Origin of the sequence: Streptomyces musisoli, assembly GCF_016741855.1 — a bacterium.
Classification (GTDB): domain Bacteria; phylum Actinomycetota; class Actinomycetes; order Streptomycetales; family Streptomycetaceae; genus Streptomyces; species Streptomyces musisoli.
In genome coordinates this window covers 291,561-308,601 of the sequence record NZ_JAERRH010000005.1, presented here as the reverse complement: position 1 = coordinate 308,601, position 17,041 = coordinate 291,561, and the positions used below count along the sequence as shown (strand labels likewise).

The 17,041-nt window shown below is 72.6% G+C and carries 13 protein-coding genes and 3 pseudogenes; 7 read left to right on the top strand and 9 right to left on the bottom strand.

Features of this window, described 5'->3' with window-relative positions; translation table 11 throughout:
* Positions 1-146: 146 nt before the first annotated feature.
* The gene (locus JK361_RS16645; protein WP_201818445.1) at positions 147-791 is read right to left on the bottom strand and encodes a DUF899 domain-containing protein; all 645 of its coding nucleotides are present in this window, start codon (positions 789-791) and stop codon (positions 147-149) included.
* 301 nt (positions 792-1,092) lie between these two features.
* The gene (locus JK361_RS16640; RefSeq protein WP_201818443.1) at positions 1,093-2,472 is read right to left on the bottom strand and encodes an amidohydrolase; all 1,380 of its coding nucleotides are present in this window, start codon (positions 2,470-2,472) and stop codon (positions 1,093-1,095) included.
* A 146-nt stretch (positions 2,473-2,618) separates the two neighbouring features.
* Here JK361_RS16640 and JK361_RS16635 point away from each other — a divergent pair, with 146 nt between their 5' ends.
* Positions 2,619-3,575 carry an endonuclease/exonuclease/phosphatase family protein gene (locus tag JK361_RS16635; protein WP_201818440.1) on the top strand — a complete coding sequence of 319 codons (957 nt, stop codon included), beginning with the start codon at positions 2,619-2,621 and terminating at the stop codon, positions 3,573-3,575.
* 126 nt (positions 3,576-3,701) lie between these two features.
* Here JK361_RS16635 and JK361_RS16630 read toward each other — a convergent pair whose 3' ends face one another.
* Entirely contained in the window at positions 3,702-5,591 is a 1,890-nt protein-coding gene (locus tag JK361_RS16630) for an FUSC family protein (RefSeq protein ID WP_201818432.1), read from the bottom strand.
* Between the two features lie 638 nt (positions 5,592-6,229).
* Between JK361_RS16630 and JK361_RS41270 the strand changes: the two are divergent.
* Positions 6,230-6,562, top strand: a pseudogene (locus tag JK361_RS41270) (RidA family protein); the annotation flags it as partial.
* Between the two features lie 102 nt (positions 6,563-6,664).
* The gene (locus JK361_RS41265) at positions 6,665-7,135 is read left to right on the top strand and encodes a GNAT family N-acetyltransferase (RefSeq protein WP_262418635.1); all 471 of its coding nucleotides are present in this window, start codon (positions 6,665-6,667) and stop codon (positions 7,133-7,135) included.
* Positions 7,136-7,249: 114 nt separating this feature from the next.
* Here the strand turns inward: JK361_RS41265 and JK361_RS16620 are convergent, their stop codons facing one another.
* Complete coding sequence (locus JK361_RS16620) at positions 7,250-7,945, bottom strand: uracil-DNA glycosylase (RefSeq protein ID WP_201818428.1); 696 nt, start codon at positions 7,943-7,945, stop codon at positions 7,250-7,252.
* Between the two features lie 381 nt (positions 7,946-8,326).
* On the opposite strand from JK361_RS16620, the gene JK361_RS16615 reads away from it, so the two are divergent.
* Entirely contained in the window at positions 8,327-9,052 is a 726-nt protein-coding gene (locus tag JK361_RS16615; protein ID WP_201818426.1) for an RNA-binding S4 domain-containing protein, read from the top strand.
* Between the two features lie 331 nt (positions 9,053-9,383).
* Here the strand turns inward: JK361_RS16615 and JK361_RS16610 are convergent, their stop codons facing one another.
* On the bottom strand, positions 9,384-10,064 hold the full coding sequence (locus JK361_RS16610) for a class I SAM-dependent methyltransferase (RefSeq protein WP_201818424.1): 681 nt from the start codon (positions 10,062-10,064) through the stop codon (positions 9,384-9,386).
* A gap of 582 nt (positions 10,065-10,646) precedes the next feature.
* Between JK361_RS16610 and JK361_RS16605 the strand changes: the two are divergent.
* Positions 10,647-10,907: pseudogene (locus JK361_RS16605) on the top strand (DUF6343 family protein); the annotation flags it as partial.
* 96 nt (positions 10,908-11,003) lie between these two features.
* Here the strand turns inward: JK361_RS16605 and JK361_RS16600 are convergent.
* From JK361_RS16600 to JK361_RS16590, 3 genes are all read right to left on the bottom strand, one after another.
* On the bottom strand, positions 11,004-11,384 hold the full coding sequence (locus JK361_RS16600) for a tetratricopeptide repeat protein (RefSeq protein ID WP_201818423.1): 381 nt from the start codon (positions 11,382-11,384) through the stop codon (positions 11,004-11,006).
* Between the two features lie 49 nt (positions 11,385-11,433).
* Positions 11,434-12,075, bottom strand: coding sequence for a dephospho-CoA kinase (coaE, locus tag JK361_RS16595; RefSeq protein ID WP_201818421.1), 642 nt, complete (start codon positions 12,073-12,075; stop codon positions 11,434-11,436).
* Positions 12,076-12,372: 297 nt separating this feature from the next.
* Positions 12,373-13,311 (bottom strand): PAC2 family protein, encoded by a 939-nt coding sequence (locus tag JK361_RS16590; protein WP_201818419.1) that lies wholly within the window; start codon positions 13,309-13,311, stop codon positions 12,373-12,375.
* Positions 13,312-13,491: 180 nt separating this feature from the next.
* Here JK361_RS16590 and JK361_RS16585 point away from each other — a divergent pair.
* Positions 13,492-13,905: pseudogene (locus tag JK361_RS16585) on the top strand (right-handed parallel beta-helix repeat-containing protein); the annotation flags it as partial.
* Positions 13,906-14,268: 363 nt separating this feature from the next.
* Here the strand turns inward: JK361_RS16585 and rpsA are convergent.
* The gene (gene rpsA / locus JK361_RS16580; RefSeq protein WP_009322963.1) at positions 14,269-15,762 is read right to left on the bottom strand and encodes a 30S ribosomal protein S1; all 1,494 of its coding nucleotides are present in this window, start codon (positions 15,760-15,762) and stop codon (positions 14,269-14,271) included.
* 364 nt (positions 15,763-16,126) lie between these two features.
* Between rpsA and JK361_RS16575 the strand changes: the two genes are divergently transcribed.
* A complete protein-coding gene (locus JK361_RS16575) occupies positions 16,127-16,963 on the top strand; it encodes a class I SAM-dependent methyltransferase (protein ID WP_201818892.1) in 837 nt (278 codons plus the stop codon).
* Positions 16,964-17,041: the final 78 nt, after the last annotated feature.

Below are 17,041 nucleotides of genomic sequence, written 5' to 3'. Positions count from 1 at the left end.
CCTCCAGAAGCGTCGTACGTGTAGGAGTTAACGCTCTGGAGGGGGGAAACGCCTCGCTCAGTGACGCGACTGAGACATTCTCGACACCAGGTCGGCGCGGACCGTGAGGATCCGTTCACCTTGTGACACGAACCGTACGCTCCGTGTCACGTGTCGTACTCGTCGTGAAGGCGGAGGCGGTCGCTGCCGACGGGGCTGCGGCCGAGCGCCGTCAGGTCCAGCAGGGCCGAGATGGTCCCGAGTCCGTCCAGCCCGCCGTCGTACACGGAGTACGTGTGGAACACCCGGTCGTGGTCGCGCAGGAAGCAGCTCAGGCCCGGGCGCTCGACCAGGTCTCCGTCCGACTCGACGGTGGCCTCGAAGTCGTGGTTGAAGTCGCTGTGCGACGAGGAGTACCAGGGCACCGCCCAGCCCATCCGCGCCTTGAACGGCAGGATCCGGGTGAACGGCGCCCGGGAGACGGCCGCGAAGGAGGTGTTCCGGGCGCGCAGCTGGGCGAGGTGGCCGACCTGGTCCAGGAAGGCGGCGCAGCACGGGCAGCCGGTCTCCCACTCCGGCGCGAACATGAAGTGGTGGACGACGAGCTGGGTTCGTCCCTCGAAGAGGTCGAGGAGGGTGGCCTTGCCGTCGCCGCCCTCGAAGACGTACTCCGGGTCGGTCTCGACCACGGGCAGTCGCCGCCGTTCGGCACCCAGAACCTCACGCGCCCGTCTGACCGCCTCCTCCTTGCGCAGCAACTCCTCGCGCGCCGCGCGCCACTGCTCGCGCGAGACGATCTCCGGGAACGACATGGGCTCTCCTGTCCGACGGTCGGTTCGGGGTGGTGACCGCCGGCGGCAGCGGAACTCATCGCCGGACAGCGAGAATTTTTCGGCCAACCCCCGTGAGGCTCACTTTCCGGCCGGGCCCGGCCGGATCGTCGTCAGCGGGCCCACGGCTCAATCGCCCTCCGGCCACCCGCGGCCGATTGATCGTCCGCCGACCTCGGCCGACGCGCCCTCCGCCTTCCCCGGCCGGCCCGTCGTCCGCCGACCTCGGCCGACGCGCCCTCCGCCTTCCCCCGGCCGGCCCGTCGTCCGCCGGGCGGTCGGCTCAGGTGTCGTACCGCTGGACGCGCCGGCCGTGGTCGCGTGCGGTCAGCGTGGGCAGCCGTTCCGTCAACTCCCCCACGATCTCCGCCACATCGAGGGTGAGGAGTTCGCGGTCCCGCATCAGGACGCGGCCGTCGACGACCGTCGTGCGGACGTCGGCGGCACGGGCGCTGTGCACGAGGGTGGCGGCGAGGTCGTGGACCGGCTGGGTGTGCGGGCCGGTGAGGTCGACCAGGACGAAGTCGGCGCGCCGGCCGGGCGCGAGCACGCCCACCCGGTCCCCGAGCCCGACCGCGCGGGCGCTCTGCACCGTGGCGTGGTGCAGGGCCTGGCGGGAGGTCAGCCAGCGCGGGTCGCCCTCGGCGGACTTCTGCATCAGGGACGTCAGCGTCATCGCCTCCCACACGTCGAGGGAGTTGTTCGAGGCCGCGCCGTCCGTGGCGAGGCCGACGGGGACGCCGGCCTCCCGCAGGGCCCGCACCGGAGTGGTCGTCGGCCAGGCGAACCTGAGATAGCCGCGGGGCGCGGTGGCCACCGCAGTACGGCCGCCCGTGCGTTCCAGCAGCGGCAGATCCCGCTCCACGATGCCGGTGCCGTGGGCGATGAGCAGGTCGGTGCCGAGGAGCCCCGCGCGGTCCAGGACCTCGATGGGGGTGAGACCGTACCGGGCGAGGCTGGTGTCGGTCTGGTCGCGGTTCTCGGCGGCGTGGATGTGGATGGGCAGGCCGTGCTCGCGGGCGAGTTCGGCCGTGGCGCTGAGGTCGGCGCCGGTGACGGTGTAGGGGGCGTGCGGGGCGAGCGCGGTGGTGATGCGGCCGTCGGCGGCGCCGCGCAGACGCAGCGCGAAGTCCAGCGACGCCTCCCGCCCCCGGGGCCCCTGGCTGGAGAAGTAGACCTCGCCGAGGTGGGCGCGCAGCCCGCACCCGGCGACGACGGCGGCGACCGTGTCCATGTGGAAGTAGTGGTCGGCGAAGCAGGTCACCCCGCCCCGGATCATCTCGGCGCAGGCGAGGCGCGTCCCCAACTCCACGTCCCGTCCGGTGAGGTTGGTCTCGACGGGCCAGACGACGTCGTTGAACCACTCCCCGATCGGCAGGTCCTCGGCGAGTCCCCGCAGGGCCGCCATCGGCGCGTGCGTATGGCAGTTGATCAGTCCGGGCAGCGCGACCTGCCCGTGCGCCTCGATCCGGGTCACGGCCGGCACCTCCCGCGCGGCGGCGGCCGTGATGACCGCGTCGATCATCCGGTCGCGGACGACGAGGGCGGCGTCCTGGCGGAAACCGATCCGTTCCGGGTCGTCGTGCTCCTCGTGGACGAGGACCGTGCAACCGGTGACGACCAGGTCGGCGGGAGAGGCGCTCGGGGGCCCGGCGGCAGTCATGAGCCCAACGTACGGTCCCGTCGTACGGTGGTGTGAGCCGAACCGCGCATCCGGTCGCGGCCCTGTCGCGCGGTGCGCGGGACGAGCACCCTGGCCTCACCACAGCCCGTCCGCGGCCCCCGCGGCCCCCTGAAAGGAGCCTGCGCATGCTCCTCGGCACCTGGAACCTGGAGAACCTCTACCGCCCCGGCGGCCCGTACGGCCCGGGTGACAAGGACGCCTACGAGGCGAAACTCGCCGCCCTCGCCGATGTGATCGGCGAACTCGAACCGCTGCTGCTCGGCGTCCAGGAGGTCGGCGACCCGGAGGCGCTGGCGGATCTGGCCGGCCTGCTGGGCGGAGACTGGCACACGGCCCTGTCCACGCATCCCGACGGGCGCGGGATACGGGTCGGTTTCCTCGGCCGTACCGAGCTGCGCGTGGTGGCCGACACGGCCGCCTTCCCGGCCCGGCTGCGCCCGGTGCAGTCGGACGACTCGGGTGCGACGGAGGCGGAGGCCGGCCGCGGTTTCCTGGCCGTGGCGACGGACACCGGGACGGGTGAGCTGACGGTGGCGGTCGCGCATCTGAAGTCCAAGCTGCTCACCTACCCCGGGGGCCGTTTCTTCCCCCACGACGAGGGCGAACGGGCCCGCTACGGCGCCTACGCCCTCTACCGCCGTGCCGCCGAGGCCGCCGCCCTGCGGGCGCTCGCGGACGAGCTGCTGGCGGGCGAGGGCGGGACCCGGGACGTGGCCGTGCTCGGCGACCTCAACGACGAGGTACCGGCCGCCACCACGCAGATGCTGCTCGGCCCGCCCGGCTCGGAGATCGGCACGCCCGGTTACGACCGTCCCGACGGGGGCGACCCGGTTCGGCTGTGGGACGTGGCCCCGCTGATACCGGCCGGCCGCCGCTACTCCCGGATCGACTCCGGGCGCCGCGAACTGATCGACCACGTGCTGGTCAGCCACCACCTGGCGCACCGGGTGACGGAGGCGGGCACCGGCCTGCCCGCCGGCCCGGCGCCGCTGCTTCCCTCGGTCGGCCCGGATCCGGCGGAGCGCCGCGACGCGCCCGGCTCGGACCACGCCCCGGTGTGGATACGGGTCGCCGGGGACTGAGCCGCATGGGCACGGCCGGACGGGCCCCGGACGGCTACGGCTAGACGGGCCCCGGACGACTACGGCCGGACGGCTACGGCATGGACGGCTACGGCCGGACGGCCCCCGACGACTACGGCCGGACGGCTACGCGGCTGCCGGCAGCGGCACCCCTACCCCGCGCCCCTCCAGCTCCCCCAGCGCCTCTCGCAGTCGGCCGAGGTGCCTGGGGGTGAGCCGTCCGGTGTCGTCGAGGTGCACGGCGCAGGCCGTGGTGGTGTCCACGAGCCGTTCCAGCGCCTCGGCGACGGCTTCCGTGCCCTCGGTGTGCCGGGCGAGGGCGGGCAGTTCGGCGGCGGCGACCGCGATGGCGGTACGCGCTTCGGCGAGGGTGCGGTAGGCCTCGCGGCGCAGCGCCCACCGCTCGGCGCGGTCACCGGACTCGCCGAGCACGTGCAGGAGATAGGTGTGCGCGGCACCGTCGGCCGCCGCGAGCCGGGCCCGTACTCCGCCGCCCCGCTTCCCCGGCATCGGCAGATGCCCCACGACCAGCACGAGCGCGCAGGCCAGCAGGGTCTCGCCGATCCGGCTGACCGAGGCCTGCGGCTCGCCGCCGGCCATGATCAGGGCGAGGACGAGGACGGTGACGACGGCGGTGAGCGCCGCGAAGTGCCGGGTGGCGACCGGTATGAGGGCGCCGCACACCGCGACCAGCGCGATCAGCCCCGCCGGGCGGGGCACCAGCGCGGCGAGGCCGGCGAACACCACGGCGCCGAGCACGGTACCGGCGGCCCGGCACAGCACCCGGGAGGCGAGCGGACCGAGGTCGGGCTTGACGAGGAAGACGGCGGTGGCGGGCAGCCAGTACCAGTGCGCGTGCTGCCCGTACCAGCGGCTGTTGTGCAGGGCCTGGGCGATGGCGGCGCTGGCGCCGAAGCAGAGGGCGACCCGCAGACCGTACTCGCGCCCGCCGGCACCGAGCGCGGCCCGCAGCGCCTGCCGGACGCCGCGGCGCCGGCCGAGCAGCCCGCGCTGGGCGCCCTCACCGCGGTCGAAGGCGTCGGCGGCCCGCAGCAGAGCGTCGTCCAGAGCGCGCAGGGCGGGGACCACGGGAGTCCCGCCGCGCGTGCGCAGCCGGGCGTTGGGGAGGTGCGGCGCGGGCAGCGGGCCGGTGCCGGTGTTGCCCCGGACGGCCGCGGCGAGCCGCCGGGGCCCTTCGGCCGTCCGCGCCGGCACGGGCTCCCCGGCCCAGTAGAGGGCGGTGGCGGCCTCGGCGAGGGGCAGCGCCGCCGCGAACCGGGCGTGCAGCCGGCGCTCGGCGGCCGATCCGGTGTACGGGCGCAGCCGGGGTCCGGCGAGGGCGTCCTGGGCATGGTCGAGGGCGGCGGTCAGCGCGGCCCGCCGGGCGGTGGCCCGTTCCCCGCCCACGGCGTCGAGGAGTGCGGCGATCGCGTCGTAGACATCGGCGACCGCTTCCCGCTCCCCGTCGAACCGGAAGTCCCCGGCGAGCGAACCGGGGGTGGGCAGGGCGAGCCGCAGTGCCAGCAGCCAGCCGGCGCCCGCCAGGAACGCCAGGGCCCGCTGCCAGCCGCTCTCGGCCGCCGGCATTCCGGCGCCGACGGCCGCGGCGACGAGCAGCTGGGTGCCGGCGGCGGAGGCGACGGGCCCGACGGCGCTGATGCCGCCGGCGGCCAGGCCGAGCGCGGTGAGCGCCAGGGTCAGCGGCACCGCGGCCAGCCCCTGCCCCGCGTACGTCCCCGCGAGCAGTCCGAGCGCCCCGGCCAGCGCGGGCACCCCGAGCCGCTGCACGGAGGCCCGGCGGCTGCCGGGCCGGTCGTTGATGCCGGCGAGCATCGCGCCGATGGCTGCGAGCACTCCGTCGGCCCGCTGGCCGAGGAGCACCCCGGCGAGGAGCAACGGCCCGGCGGCGAGGGCTCCCCGGCACACGGCGCTCCAGGGGACGGGACCGCGCTGGGCACGGAAGGCGTGGGCGAGCCAGGGAGGTGCGGCGGGCCGGGACACGGGGCTCCTGCTCATTCGAGGGCGGGGTGGGCCTTCGGACGACGGTGGCCGGTGGACGTGACTCCACGGTAGACGGCGTTCCCCGTGTGAACAGGACGATCACGTTTCAGGAAGGTGAAAGATGCCGGGACGACCGGATTCTTTATGAACACAATGCCCACGCCCTCCTTGTGAAGGCGAAACGGGCCCCGCGCCTTCGAACGCGCTGCCCGCACTGTCCTTGTGAAGGCGCAGCAGGTGCCACCCTTTCAAGCGCGATGCCGGCGCAGCCCCCTGTGAAGGCGAAGCAGGCGCCGCCCCTTCGAGCGCGATACCCCGCGCCGTTCCCTCTCCCTGTGACGCGAAGCCGCGCTGTCTCACGAGGGTGACGGGCGCGCCGGACGCAGTGCCCCGGCGATGATCTCCTCGGCCCGGCCGGTTCCCAAGAAGTGGTCCGGTTCCGGGCGGCGGTCCGGTCTCGGCGAGCCGGTGAATCCCCGGGGAGCCGTCCCGTCCCCGGCGAGCGGTCCGGCGGCTCGTGCGCCGGTAATTCGGATGCGCGCGTAGCCAAGAAGGTCCGATGATCGGAAAATTGTTCGCCGAGCCCTGACGGAACACCGTCCGCGCCGGCCCTCGCAGGACCCTGTCCACCGACCCTTGCAGGAGCCGCTTCCGTGATCCGGCGCGTCACCACCCCCGGGCTCTTCCCCCCGCCCTCCTACTCCCACGCCTCCGTCGTCGAGGCCGGCACGAAGCTCGCGTTCCTCGCCGGCGCGGTGCCGCTCACGGCCGACGGTGAGCTGGTGGGGCCGGGGGATCCGGTGCGCCAGGCCGAGCAGGTGATCGCCAACCTGCGCGAGCAACTGCGGTCGGTCGGCTCCGGCTTGGAGCACGTGGTCGCGACGGATGTGTATGTGGTCGCCGACGAGCCCGCCACGCTCTCCGCGGTGTGGAAGGTGGTCGAGGCGTCCGGCCTGAGCCGGGGACCGCACTCCTCCACACTGCTCGGCGTCTCCTGCCTCGGGTACACCGGACAGCTGGTGGAGATCACGGCGACGGCTGTGGTGCCGGAGCGGGAGGAGGAGCGGCCGACACCGGACACGGTCCACCTGCGGCCGACGCCGGACACGGTCCACCTGCGCAGGGCGGTGCCGGCGGACGCCCGCGCCGTCGCCGACGTCTGGCTGCGGTCCTTCGCCACCGCCCTGCCGACGGTCGGCCGGGCGCACTCGGACGACGAGGTGCGCGCGTACTTCCGGGACGTGGTCGTGCCGCTCCAGGAGACCTGGGTCGCCGAGGCGACCGACGCTGGCCGGGAGGTCGTCGGCATGATGGTGCTGGACGACGACGAGCTGGCCCAGCTCTATCTCGCCCCCGACTGGCGGGGCCGCGGCCTCGGGGACCGGTTCGTCGCCCTGGCCAAGGAGCGCAGCCCCCAGGGCCTCACGCTCTGGACCTTCCAGGTCAACACCGCCGCACACCGCTTCTACGAGCGGCACGGTTTCGTCGCCGCCGAGTACACGGACGGCAGCGGCAACGAGGAGCTGGAGCCGGACGTCCGCTACGTGTGGCGGCCCTGACCGCTACGCCTGGGTGACGGGTGAGGTCGCGTGGGCGAAGGGCGCGGTGGGCGAAGGGCGCGGTGGGCGAAGGGCGCGGTGGAGCGGCTGGCGCCCCATGAGGAGGCGGGCGCGCTACGGCAGCCCGGCCGCGTCCGCCGCCGTACGCAGAACCTCGCGCAGCATCCCGGCGGTGAGCCGGCCGGTGAAGGTGTTGCGCTGGCTGACATGGAAGCAGCCGAAGAGGTCCAGGCCGTCGAGCGCGACCCGGGTGCCGTGGGCGAAGGCCGGGCGGGGGCGCGGCACGGTCCAGCCCGCCTCCGCGAACGCGGGCAGCGCGGCCTGCCAGCCGAAGGCACCGAGGACGACCGCGGCCTTCAGGGTCGGCCTGAGCAGCGTCAGCTCCTGGACCAGCCAGGGGCGGCAGGTGTCGCGCTCCCTGGGAGTCGGCTTGTTGGCGGGAGGGGCGCAGTGCACGGGCGCCGTGACCCGCACGCCGTACAGATCCAGCCCGTCGTCGGCGCTCACGGAGATGGGCTGGGAGGCGAGCCCCACGTCGTACAGCGCCTGGTAGAGCACGTCTCCCGAGCGGTCACCGGTGAACATGCGGCCGGTGCGGTTGCCGCCGTGCGCGGCCGGGGCCAGCCCGATGATCACCAGCCGGGCGTCCGCAGGGCCGAACCCTGGCACCGGCCGTCCCCAGTACGTCCAGTCGGCGAAAGCGGCCCGCTTCGTACGGGCCACCTCCTCGCGCCAGTCGACCAGCCGGGGGCAGGCCCGGCAGTCGGCGACGCGCCGGTCGAGCCGGGCGAGGGCGCTGCTGTCGTCCATACGGCCACCGTATGCCCCGAACACCCGGGCGAACGCCGCGACTGAGATCAGCGCGGCCGACCGGCACGAACCGCCACGCGGACGACCAGCACGGACCAGCGGCACGGGCCGCCAGCGCGGACGACCGGCACGGACCAGCGGCGCGGACCGCTGGCGCGGAAGGCCGGCACGGACCTCCCGCGCGGACGACCGGCCCGGACGACCGGCACAGACCCCCGCGCGGACGCCCGGCACAGACCGCTGGCGTGGAGGGCCGGCGCGGACCCCCGGCGCGGACCCCCGGCGCGAACGTACGGACACGGCGAAGTCGTCGTGGCCGGGCGGTCGCGGGCGCCGGAAAACGCTTCGGGCTCGACCGCCCCGTGGCGTTAAGGTCGGGGCATGGCTTCCGAGGATGCGGACGAGAACGTGGACCGTGAGACGGGTGAGGGGAACGGCGAGGAGACGGACGCGCCGGGCGGAACCGCCCCCGCCGAGCAGCCGGTCGACCCCAAGATCGCAGCCGCGGTGGCCGCCGCCGAGGCCGCCGGGCCCTCCCATGGCGAGACTGTCCGCATCGACAGCTGGATCTGGGCGGTCCGCCTCATCAAGACCCGCTCCCTCGGCGCCGCCGCGTGCCGGGGCGGGCATCTGCATGTGAACGGCGAGCGGGTGAAGCCCGCCCACTCCGTGCGCGTCGGCGACGAGGTGCGGCTGCGGCACGAGGGCCGGGAACGGGTCGTGATCGTCAAACGTCTGATCCGCAAGCGGGTCGGCGCGCCCGTGGCCGCCCAGTGCTACATCGACAACTCCCCTCCGCCTCCGCCCCGCGAGGCCGTCGCGCCCGCCGGTCTCCGCGACCGCGGCACCGGCCGCCCCACCAAGCGGGACCGCCGCGAACTGGATCGCCTCCGCGCCCTCGGCGGACCGGGCGGCCCGGCAGGCTTCGGCTTCGGCGGGCCGACCGGCTCCGGAGGCTTCGGCAAACCGGGCAGCCCCGCAGGCTTCGGCGGAGCGGGCGGCTCCGACGCAGCGGGCAGCCGGGGCGGACCCGACGCGTCCAACGGCCGAGGTGGGCCCGGCGGCCGGGGCGGGTCCGACGGACGGGGCGGACGGCGTCCTCGCTGACGTCGGCCGGGCCCCCACTGCCCGGCCGACCTTGGTGGTGGCAGTGCGCCGGCGCAGCAGTCACAGCAGGTCCAGGTCCCGTTGCACGCCCAACAGGCATCCTGACCGTACCGGGCGCCACACACCGCTGGCACTGATCACACCGCTCACCATGAGCGCGCCGGGCGCCACCGATCGCACCGCTCACCATGACCGCGCCGACGCCACTGATCACACCGTTGAGAGTGATCGCACTGCTCACACCGCCCGCCCCGATCCCGCGGAGCCCGATCTGAGGAGCCCCTCCCTCGGTGGGCCCCCGTTCGCGCCGTCCCGGTCGGCTCGCGCTCCCTCAGGCCATGGGCACTGCCCTCACCCACATCCCGTCCGGTGTCAGATACGTGTCCACCTCCAGTCCCGCCTCCGCCAGCGCCGACTCGAACTGCCCCTTCGTCAGAGGTCTGGCCAGGAACGTCTGGGTCCAGACCGCGTCCGGGAACACGTACTCCGCGCGGACCGAGTTCACCCCTTCTCCGGCTGGCTCGGCCGAGGCGATGCGGACGGTGAAGCCGCTCGGGTCGACCCGTTCCCGGGGCACGTCGGTGTGATAGTCCGGGCCCTCCCGCTGGATGAGCACGCAGCCGCCCTCCGCCACGTGCCGGGCGCAGCTGCGCAGGATGCCTCTGCGCACCTCCTCGTCACCGGTGTGGACCAGGAACGACGCGAGCAACACCACGTCGAACTTCTCGCCCAGTTCGAGGTTCTCGATGGGGCTGCATATCGCGCGCGCCCCGCGGACCCGGTCCAGCATCTCGGCGGACTCGTCCACCGCCGTGACCGTGAAGCCGAGTTCGAGCAGGGGATGCGTCATCCGGCCCACCCCGCAGCCCAGTTCCAGGATGTGCGCCCCGGCCGGTACCGCCGCGGCGATGACGTTCGGCTCGTCACCCACCGGCAGCCGTGCGTACAGCTCGACCGCGCAGCCGTCCGGGGTGACCGCTCCGGGGCCCGTGCCCTCGTGTCCCTCACGCATGTCGATCCTCATGCCCGGATAACGGCCCGCCCCCGCACGCCCGTTCCCCTCCTCCCCCGGTTCACTCGTTCGAGCTACTCGGGCTGGGACGGGAACCATCTGTGCGTGAGATATCAGTGGCCGCCGACCCACAGGTGGTGCCCGACCGCCCGCTTCAGAGACGTACGGGGTGGCAGCTCCGCCACCGGCGGGTCCGGGGCGCCGAAGTCGGACTGGACATGCTCGGTGTCGGCCGGCCAGCCGTGACTCACCGGCGATGCGGAACCGAGGCGTCTGGAAGCGGCCGATGTACGGCCTGCGGTGCACGCCCCGCGGTGCGGCGCGATGTGACGGCCCAGGGCGGTCGGCGCGCGCCGAGAGTTCTCGGCCGGCACCATGCCCCCGACGCCTCGTCGAGCGGCCGTCTCGGCCGTCCCGACCAGCGCTGCTCTCAGCCGTCAGCCGTCCCGACCAGCGCTGCTCTCAGCCGTCCCGACCAGCGGTGGTCTCGGCCGTCCCGTCGAGCCCGTGGTCTTCGCCGTCCCGTCGAACGTTGATGCGCGTGGTCGACGAAGAGTACGTTGCCATTGGGAGTGATGGCCGATGCGTACGGGCAGTGAACCGGCGACCGCACGCAGTGCTCTGCGAGCGCGGTTCTGGCTGAGCGTGTGGGGACTGCTCTGGGCGATCTTCGGTACGGCGGCGTTCGCCCTGGCCGGGCGCCCGGGCTGGGCGGTGGCGTGCGGGGTGCTGTGGCTGGTGATCACCGTGGACACGGCCATGATCCTCCGGCACATCCGGCAGGGGCCGCACTACCAGCCGGGCCGCGACATACCCCCGTACCGTCCGCCGGACGGCGGACCACCGCGCTTCGAGCGGCTGAGGCGGCACCGGCCGAGCGGACCGCCGTACCCGGGGCCGCCGAGGCACCGGCATCCCTGAGCCGGGTCCGGCCTCGCGTCAGTCGTCGAAACGTGCCGCCTTCAGATACTCCGGGTTGGGATCGAGCGCGGCGGCCAGCCGGAAGTGGCGTTTGGCCTGGTCGGGGCGGCCTTGGCGCTCGTAGGTGCGGGCCAGGGCGAAGTGCGCGAACGCGTTGTCCGGCTCGCGCTCCAGCACGATGGTGAACTCCAGCTCGGCGGGCCGTAGTTGCGCAGCGGCGAAGAAGGCACGCGCGCGGAGCAGCCGCGCGGCGGTGTTCTCGGGGTGCGCGGCGATGACTCCGTCGAGCAGCTTCACCGCGCCCCGCGGGTCCCGTGCGTTGAGCAGTTGCTCCGCGGCACGGAAGTCGATGACATGCGTTTCCGGAGTACGTCCGGTGGAACCGCTGGTCTCGGGCACGGCTGAGTCCTTCCCTTGCTCCAGCGCTTCAACGCCCCGGGCCGGCCGACTATTCCGTGCCCTCCTGCGTTCCCGTCTCGCTGCCCGCGGCCGCCTGCCGCGCCCGGTGTGCGAGGTCGTCCCACACCTCGGCGACGCGCTTCTTCAGCGCTTCCAGGGGCACGTCGTTGTCGATGAGGATGTCCGCGATCTCCCGGCGCTGTTCGCGCGTCGCCTGTGCGGCCATGCGCGCGCGTGCGTCCTCCTCGGTCATACCGCGCAGCCGTACCAGCCGGTCGAGCTGGGTCTCGGGGCCGGCGTCCACGACGATCACGACGTCGTAGAGCGGTGCGAGTCCGTTCTCGGTGAGCAGGGGGACGTCGTGGACCACCACGGCGTCCTCGGCCGCGGCGCTCTCCAGCTCACGGGAGCGGGCGCCCACCAGTGGATGCACGATCGAGTTGAGGACGGCGAGCTTCTCGGGGTCGGCGAAGACGATCGAGCCGAGCCGGGGCCGGTCCAGGCTGCCGTCGGCGGCGAGGACGTCCGTCCCGAAGGCGTCGACCACGGCCACGAGGCCGGGGGTGCCCGGCGCCACGACCTCGCGCGCGATGCGGTCCGCGTCGATCAGCACGGCCCCGTGCTCCACGAGCAGCCGCGACACCTCGCTCTTGCCGGCGCCGATACCGCCGGTCAGGCCCACTGTCAGCATGAGCGGAAGCTTAGGCCCTGCCGCCGAGGGCGCCACCGACGGCCCCGCGGACGCCATCGCCCACGGCGCCACCGGCCGCCCACGGCACCGCACACGGCGCCACCGACCGACCCACGGCACCGCACACGGCGCCACCGCCGGCTCGAGGCGCCATCGCCGGCCCGTGAACGACTTCGCACATGCGCCACCGACGGCCACATGGACCACCCCGCGCCCACGGGTCTGGCCGACCACCCCGCGTCGCGCACAGGCAGTCGGCCGCCCGCCCCGAGCCTCGGACGTCGTCTCGCGGTGGACCTAGTTGTCGCCCTCGCGCTCCGCCAGGAACCGCTCGAACTCCTGGCCGATCTCGTCCGCCGACGGGATGTCCACGGGCTCGGCCAGCATGTTGCCACGGGTCTCGGCGCCCGCCGCGGCATCGTACTGGTGCTCGAGGCCCTGGACGAGTGCGGTCAGTTCCTCGTCGCCCTCCCGGATCTGCCGGTCGATCTCGTTCTGCGTGCGGTGCGCCTCCGTGCGCAGCGAGTGGGCCACGCCGGGCAGCACCAGACCGGTCGCGGCGGTGACGGACTCCAGGACGGTCAGAGCCGCGTCCGGGTACGGGGAGCGGGCGATGTAGTGCGGCACGTGGGCGGCGACGCCCAGGACGTCGTGCCCTGCCTCCATGAGGCGGTACTCGATCAGCGACTCGGCGCTGCCGGGCACCTGCGCCTCGTCGAAGGGGCTGCGATGGCCGGGGACGAGGTCGGTGCGGTTGCCGTGCGGGGTCAGACCCACGGGGCGGGTGTGCGGGACGCCCATGGGGATGCCGTGGAAGTTCACGGACAGGCGAACGCCGAGCCGTTCCACGATCTGCCGCACCGCCGCCGCGAACCGCTCCCACTCCACGTCCGGCTCGGGGCCGGACAGCACCAGGAACGGGGCACCGGTGGCGTCCTGGACGAGGTGGACCTCGATGGCGGGGAGTTCGTAGTCGGTCCAGCGGTCCCGCTTGAAGGTCAGCAGGGGCCGGCGGGCCCGGTAGTCCACGAGCCGGTCATGGTCGAACCGGGCCACGACCTGGTGGGGCAGTGAGTCGAGCAGCCGGTCGACGATCTGGTCGCCGGTCTCACCCGCGTCGATGTATCCGTCGAAGTGGTAGAGCATGACAAGGCCGGCCGACTCCTGGGCGAGCGCCATGTCGACGACGGCGAGGCCCTTCGGCTCCCATGCGTACAAACCCTGCGGATCAAGCACTGTGACCGCTCCTCCTCGTGTTCCTCATCGACAACGCGCCCTGGAACGCGGGAATTCCCGCGACACACCGCTGATCTGCGATCTCGTGCGAGAGGCATTGACGCTCCGTCAACTGGTCCGTACCTTCTGGACCATCGATGTTCACATTGACGTTCATCGTTCACGTATGAGAAAGGGCCCGACGCGGCCGAGGGCGTCGTCGTGGACGGCGTCGCGGTGCACGGCCTGGACATGGAGGGCGTGCACTTCCGCAACTCCAGCACCGACGGCATGATCAGGAACTCGAGGATCTACGACACCGGGAACGACGGCCGGGGCATGGGCGAGGGCGTGTACAAGGGCAACGATGTCCTCGTCCAGGACAACACCGGTACCCGGACCAGCAACGACGGCTACCAGACCCACACCCAGTAGTCCGGCTGGGGCTGCGGCACGGTCTTCCGGGGCGACAAATCGACTTTGACAGGCGCCACCGGCTCGACCCAGCTGGCGATCAACGTGACGAACTACAGCACCGCATGCCGGACGACGGTCTACAGCAGCAACACGGTGACGGGCGGCAAGGGCCTGACCGACATCCCGGTCGCCCCCTGAGACGGGCGGGGGCGAACCCCCCAGGGGTGCGGGGCTGTGTCGATGCGCGGCTCCGTCGCGCGGGCGCGGCCAGCCGCAGCCGGCCCGCGGCGGAAAGTCGACCGGCGGACCCTCGAACAGGGCAAGGCCACCGGTGGGTCCTCGAACAAGGCGAGGACACCGGCAGACCCTCGAACAAGGCGAGGACACCGGCAGACCCTCGAACAAGGCAAGGCCTCCGGCTGACCCAAGGCAAGGCCACCGGTGGGCCCTCGAACAAAGCCCCCGGCAGGCCCCCGGCAGGCCCCCGAACAAGCTTGAGGGGCCGTACCTCGAAAGGTACGGCCCCTCAGCCTGCTATCGGCTAAGCCTCAGCGGCTGCGTTCAGCTCTGGCCGCCGGCCAGCTTCTCGCGCAGCGCGGCCAGCGCCTCGTCCGAAGCCAGGGCACCAGAGGTGTCCGCACCCTCGGAGGAGTACGAGCCGCCACCCGAGGCGGCCGGAGCCGCAGCCTCGCCGCCCTCGGCCGCGGCAGCGGCGTCGGCCTCGCGGGACTTGATGACCTGCTGCTGGTGCTGCTCGAAGCGGGACTGCGCCTCGGCGTACTGGCGCTCCCACTCCTCGCGCTGCTTCTCGTAGCCCTCGAGCCAGTCGTTGGTCTCGGGGTCGAAGCCCTCGGGGTAGATGTAGTTGCCCTGGTCGTCGTAGGACGCGGCCATGCCGTACAGGGTCGGGTCGAACTCGACCGAGGCCGGGTCGGCACCGAAGGACTCGTTGGCCTGCTTCAGCGAGAGGCTGATGCGACGACGCTCGAGGTCGATGTCGATGACCTTGACGAAGATCTCGTCGTTGACCTGGACGACCTGCTCCGGGATCTCCACGTGGCGCTCGGCCAGCTCGGAGATGTGGACCAGACCCTCGATGCCCTCGTCCACGCGGACGAACGCACCGAACGGAACCAGCTTGGTGACCTTACCCGGGACGACCTGACCGATCTGGTGGGTCCGGGCGAACTGCTGCCACGGGTCTTCCTGGGTCGCCTTCAGCGACAGGGAGACACGCTCGCGGTCCATGTCGACGTCGAGAACCTCGACGGTGACCTCCTGGCCGACCTCGACGACCTCGGACGGGTGGTCGATGTGCTTCCAGGACAGCTCGGAAACGTGGACCAGACCGTCGACGCCACCCAGGTCCACGAAGGCACCGAAGTTGACGATCGAGGAGACGACGCCGGAGCGGACCTGACCCTTCTGGAGGGTGGTGAGGAACGTCTGGCGGACCTCGGACTGGGTCTGCTCGAGCCAGGCACGGCGGGACAGGACCACGTTGTTGCGGTTCTTGTCCAGCTCGATGATCTTCGCCTCGAGCTCCTTGCCCACGTAGGGCTGGAGGTCGCGGACGCGGCGCATCTCGACCAGGGAGGCCGGGAGGAAGCCGCGGAGGCCGATGTCGAGGATGAGACCACCCTTGACGACCTCGATGACGGTACCGGTGACGATGCCGTCCTCTTCCTTGATCTTCTCGATGGTGCCCCAGGCACGCTCGTACTGGGCGCGCTTCTTCGAGAGGATCAGGCGGCCTTCCTTGTCCTCCTTCTGGAGGACGAGGGCCTCGATCTCGTCACCGACGGCGACGACCTCGTTCGGGTCGACGTCGTGCTTGATCGAGAGCTCGCGGCTCGGGATGACACCTTCGGTCTTGTAACCGATGTCGAGCAGGACCTCGTCCCGGTCGACCTTCACGATGACGCCGTCGACGATGTCGCCGTCGTTGAAGTACTTGATCGTCTCGTCGATCGCGGCGAGGAAGGCTTCCTCGTTACCGATGTCGTTGACCGCAACCTGCGGGGTGGTGGCGGTGGTCTCGGTGCTGCTCGTCATGTGGGAAAGGGCTCCGGTACGGACATTGAAGTCGTAGGTACTGCTACGCCGGGAGCCCGTATCGCTCTGCAGAAGCCGGACAGCCAAGGAAGCGCCCCACCAGGAACTGGTGATGGCGCCTCGACAACCGAGGGGACATACAACAGATGCGAGCGCAGCCTGCTACGTCTGAGGTGCGCAGGCCCGCAGCGCAACTTGTAGCATACGGGGGCAGCCGGACAGGGTCAATGCGCGAAGGCGCACACCCGGGGCGGATCGCCGCATAACCGGCAGAATATTCGCCCCAACGGGCCACACGGGCCCAGGGGATCCCTTCCGTGGAGACCCCCGGCGGGTTGGACGGAAGAGTACGACGAGGGAGCCGATCATCCAAGAGCCGGAAGCGTACGAGCCTGAGCAGTCCGCGGGTTTCGAGCCGGAGGCCACTCGGCGCGACACGAGCGTCACGGAGAGTGCGCGGGCCAATCGTGGCTGGTGGGACCGCAACGCGGACGAGTACCAGGTCGAGCACGGCACGTTCCTCGGTGACGACCGCTTCGTGTGGGGCCCGGAGGGCCTGGACGAGGTGGAGGCGGAGCTGCTCGGCCCGCCGGAGGAGCTGAAGGGCAAGGACGTCCTGGAGATCGGCGCGGGCGCGGCGCAGTGCGCGCGCTGGCTGGCCGCCCAGGGGGCGCGCCCGGTGGCCCTGGACCTCTCGCACCGCCAGCTCCAGCACGCGCTGCGGATCGGCGGATCGTTCCCGCTGGTCTGCGCGGACGCCGGCGCGCTGCCGTTCGCGGACGGCTCCTTCGACCTGGCGTGCTCCGCGTACGGGGCGCTGCCGTTCGTGGCCGACCCGCGGCTGGTCCTGGGCGAGGTGCGCCGGGTGCTGCGGCCGGGCGGGCGGTTCGTGTTCTCGGTGACGCATCCGCTCCGCTGGGCGTTCCCGGACGAGCCGGGGCCCGAGGGCCTGTCGGTCTCCGCGTCCTACTTCGACCGCACGCCCTACGTGGAGCAGGACGAGCAGGGCCGCGCGGTGTACGTGGAGCACCACAGGACGCTCGGCGACCGGGTGCGGGACATCGTGGCCTCCGGGTTCCGGCTGGTGGACCTGGTGGAGCCGGAGTGGCCGGCCTGGAACACCTCGGAGTGGGGCGGCTGGTCGCCCCTCCGCGGAAACCTGATCCCCGGCACGGCGATCTTCGTGTGCGAGCGGGACTGACGCCTGCCTGTCGCCTATGACCGGTCATCTACGCGCGCGTGCACATGCGTGGACGCGCGCGTAAGTGCATTTGTGGAC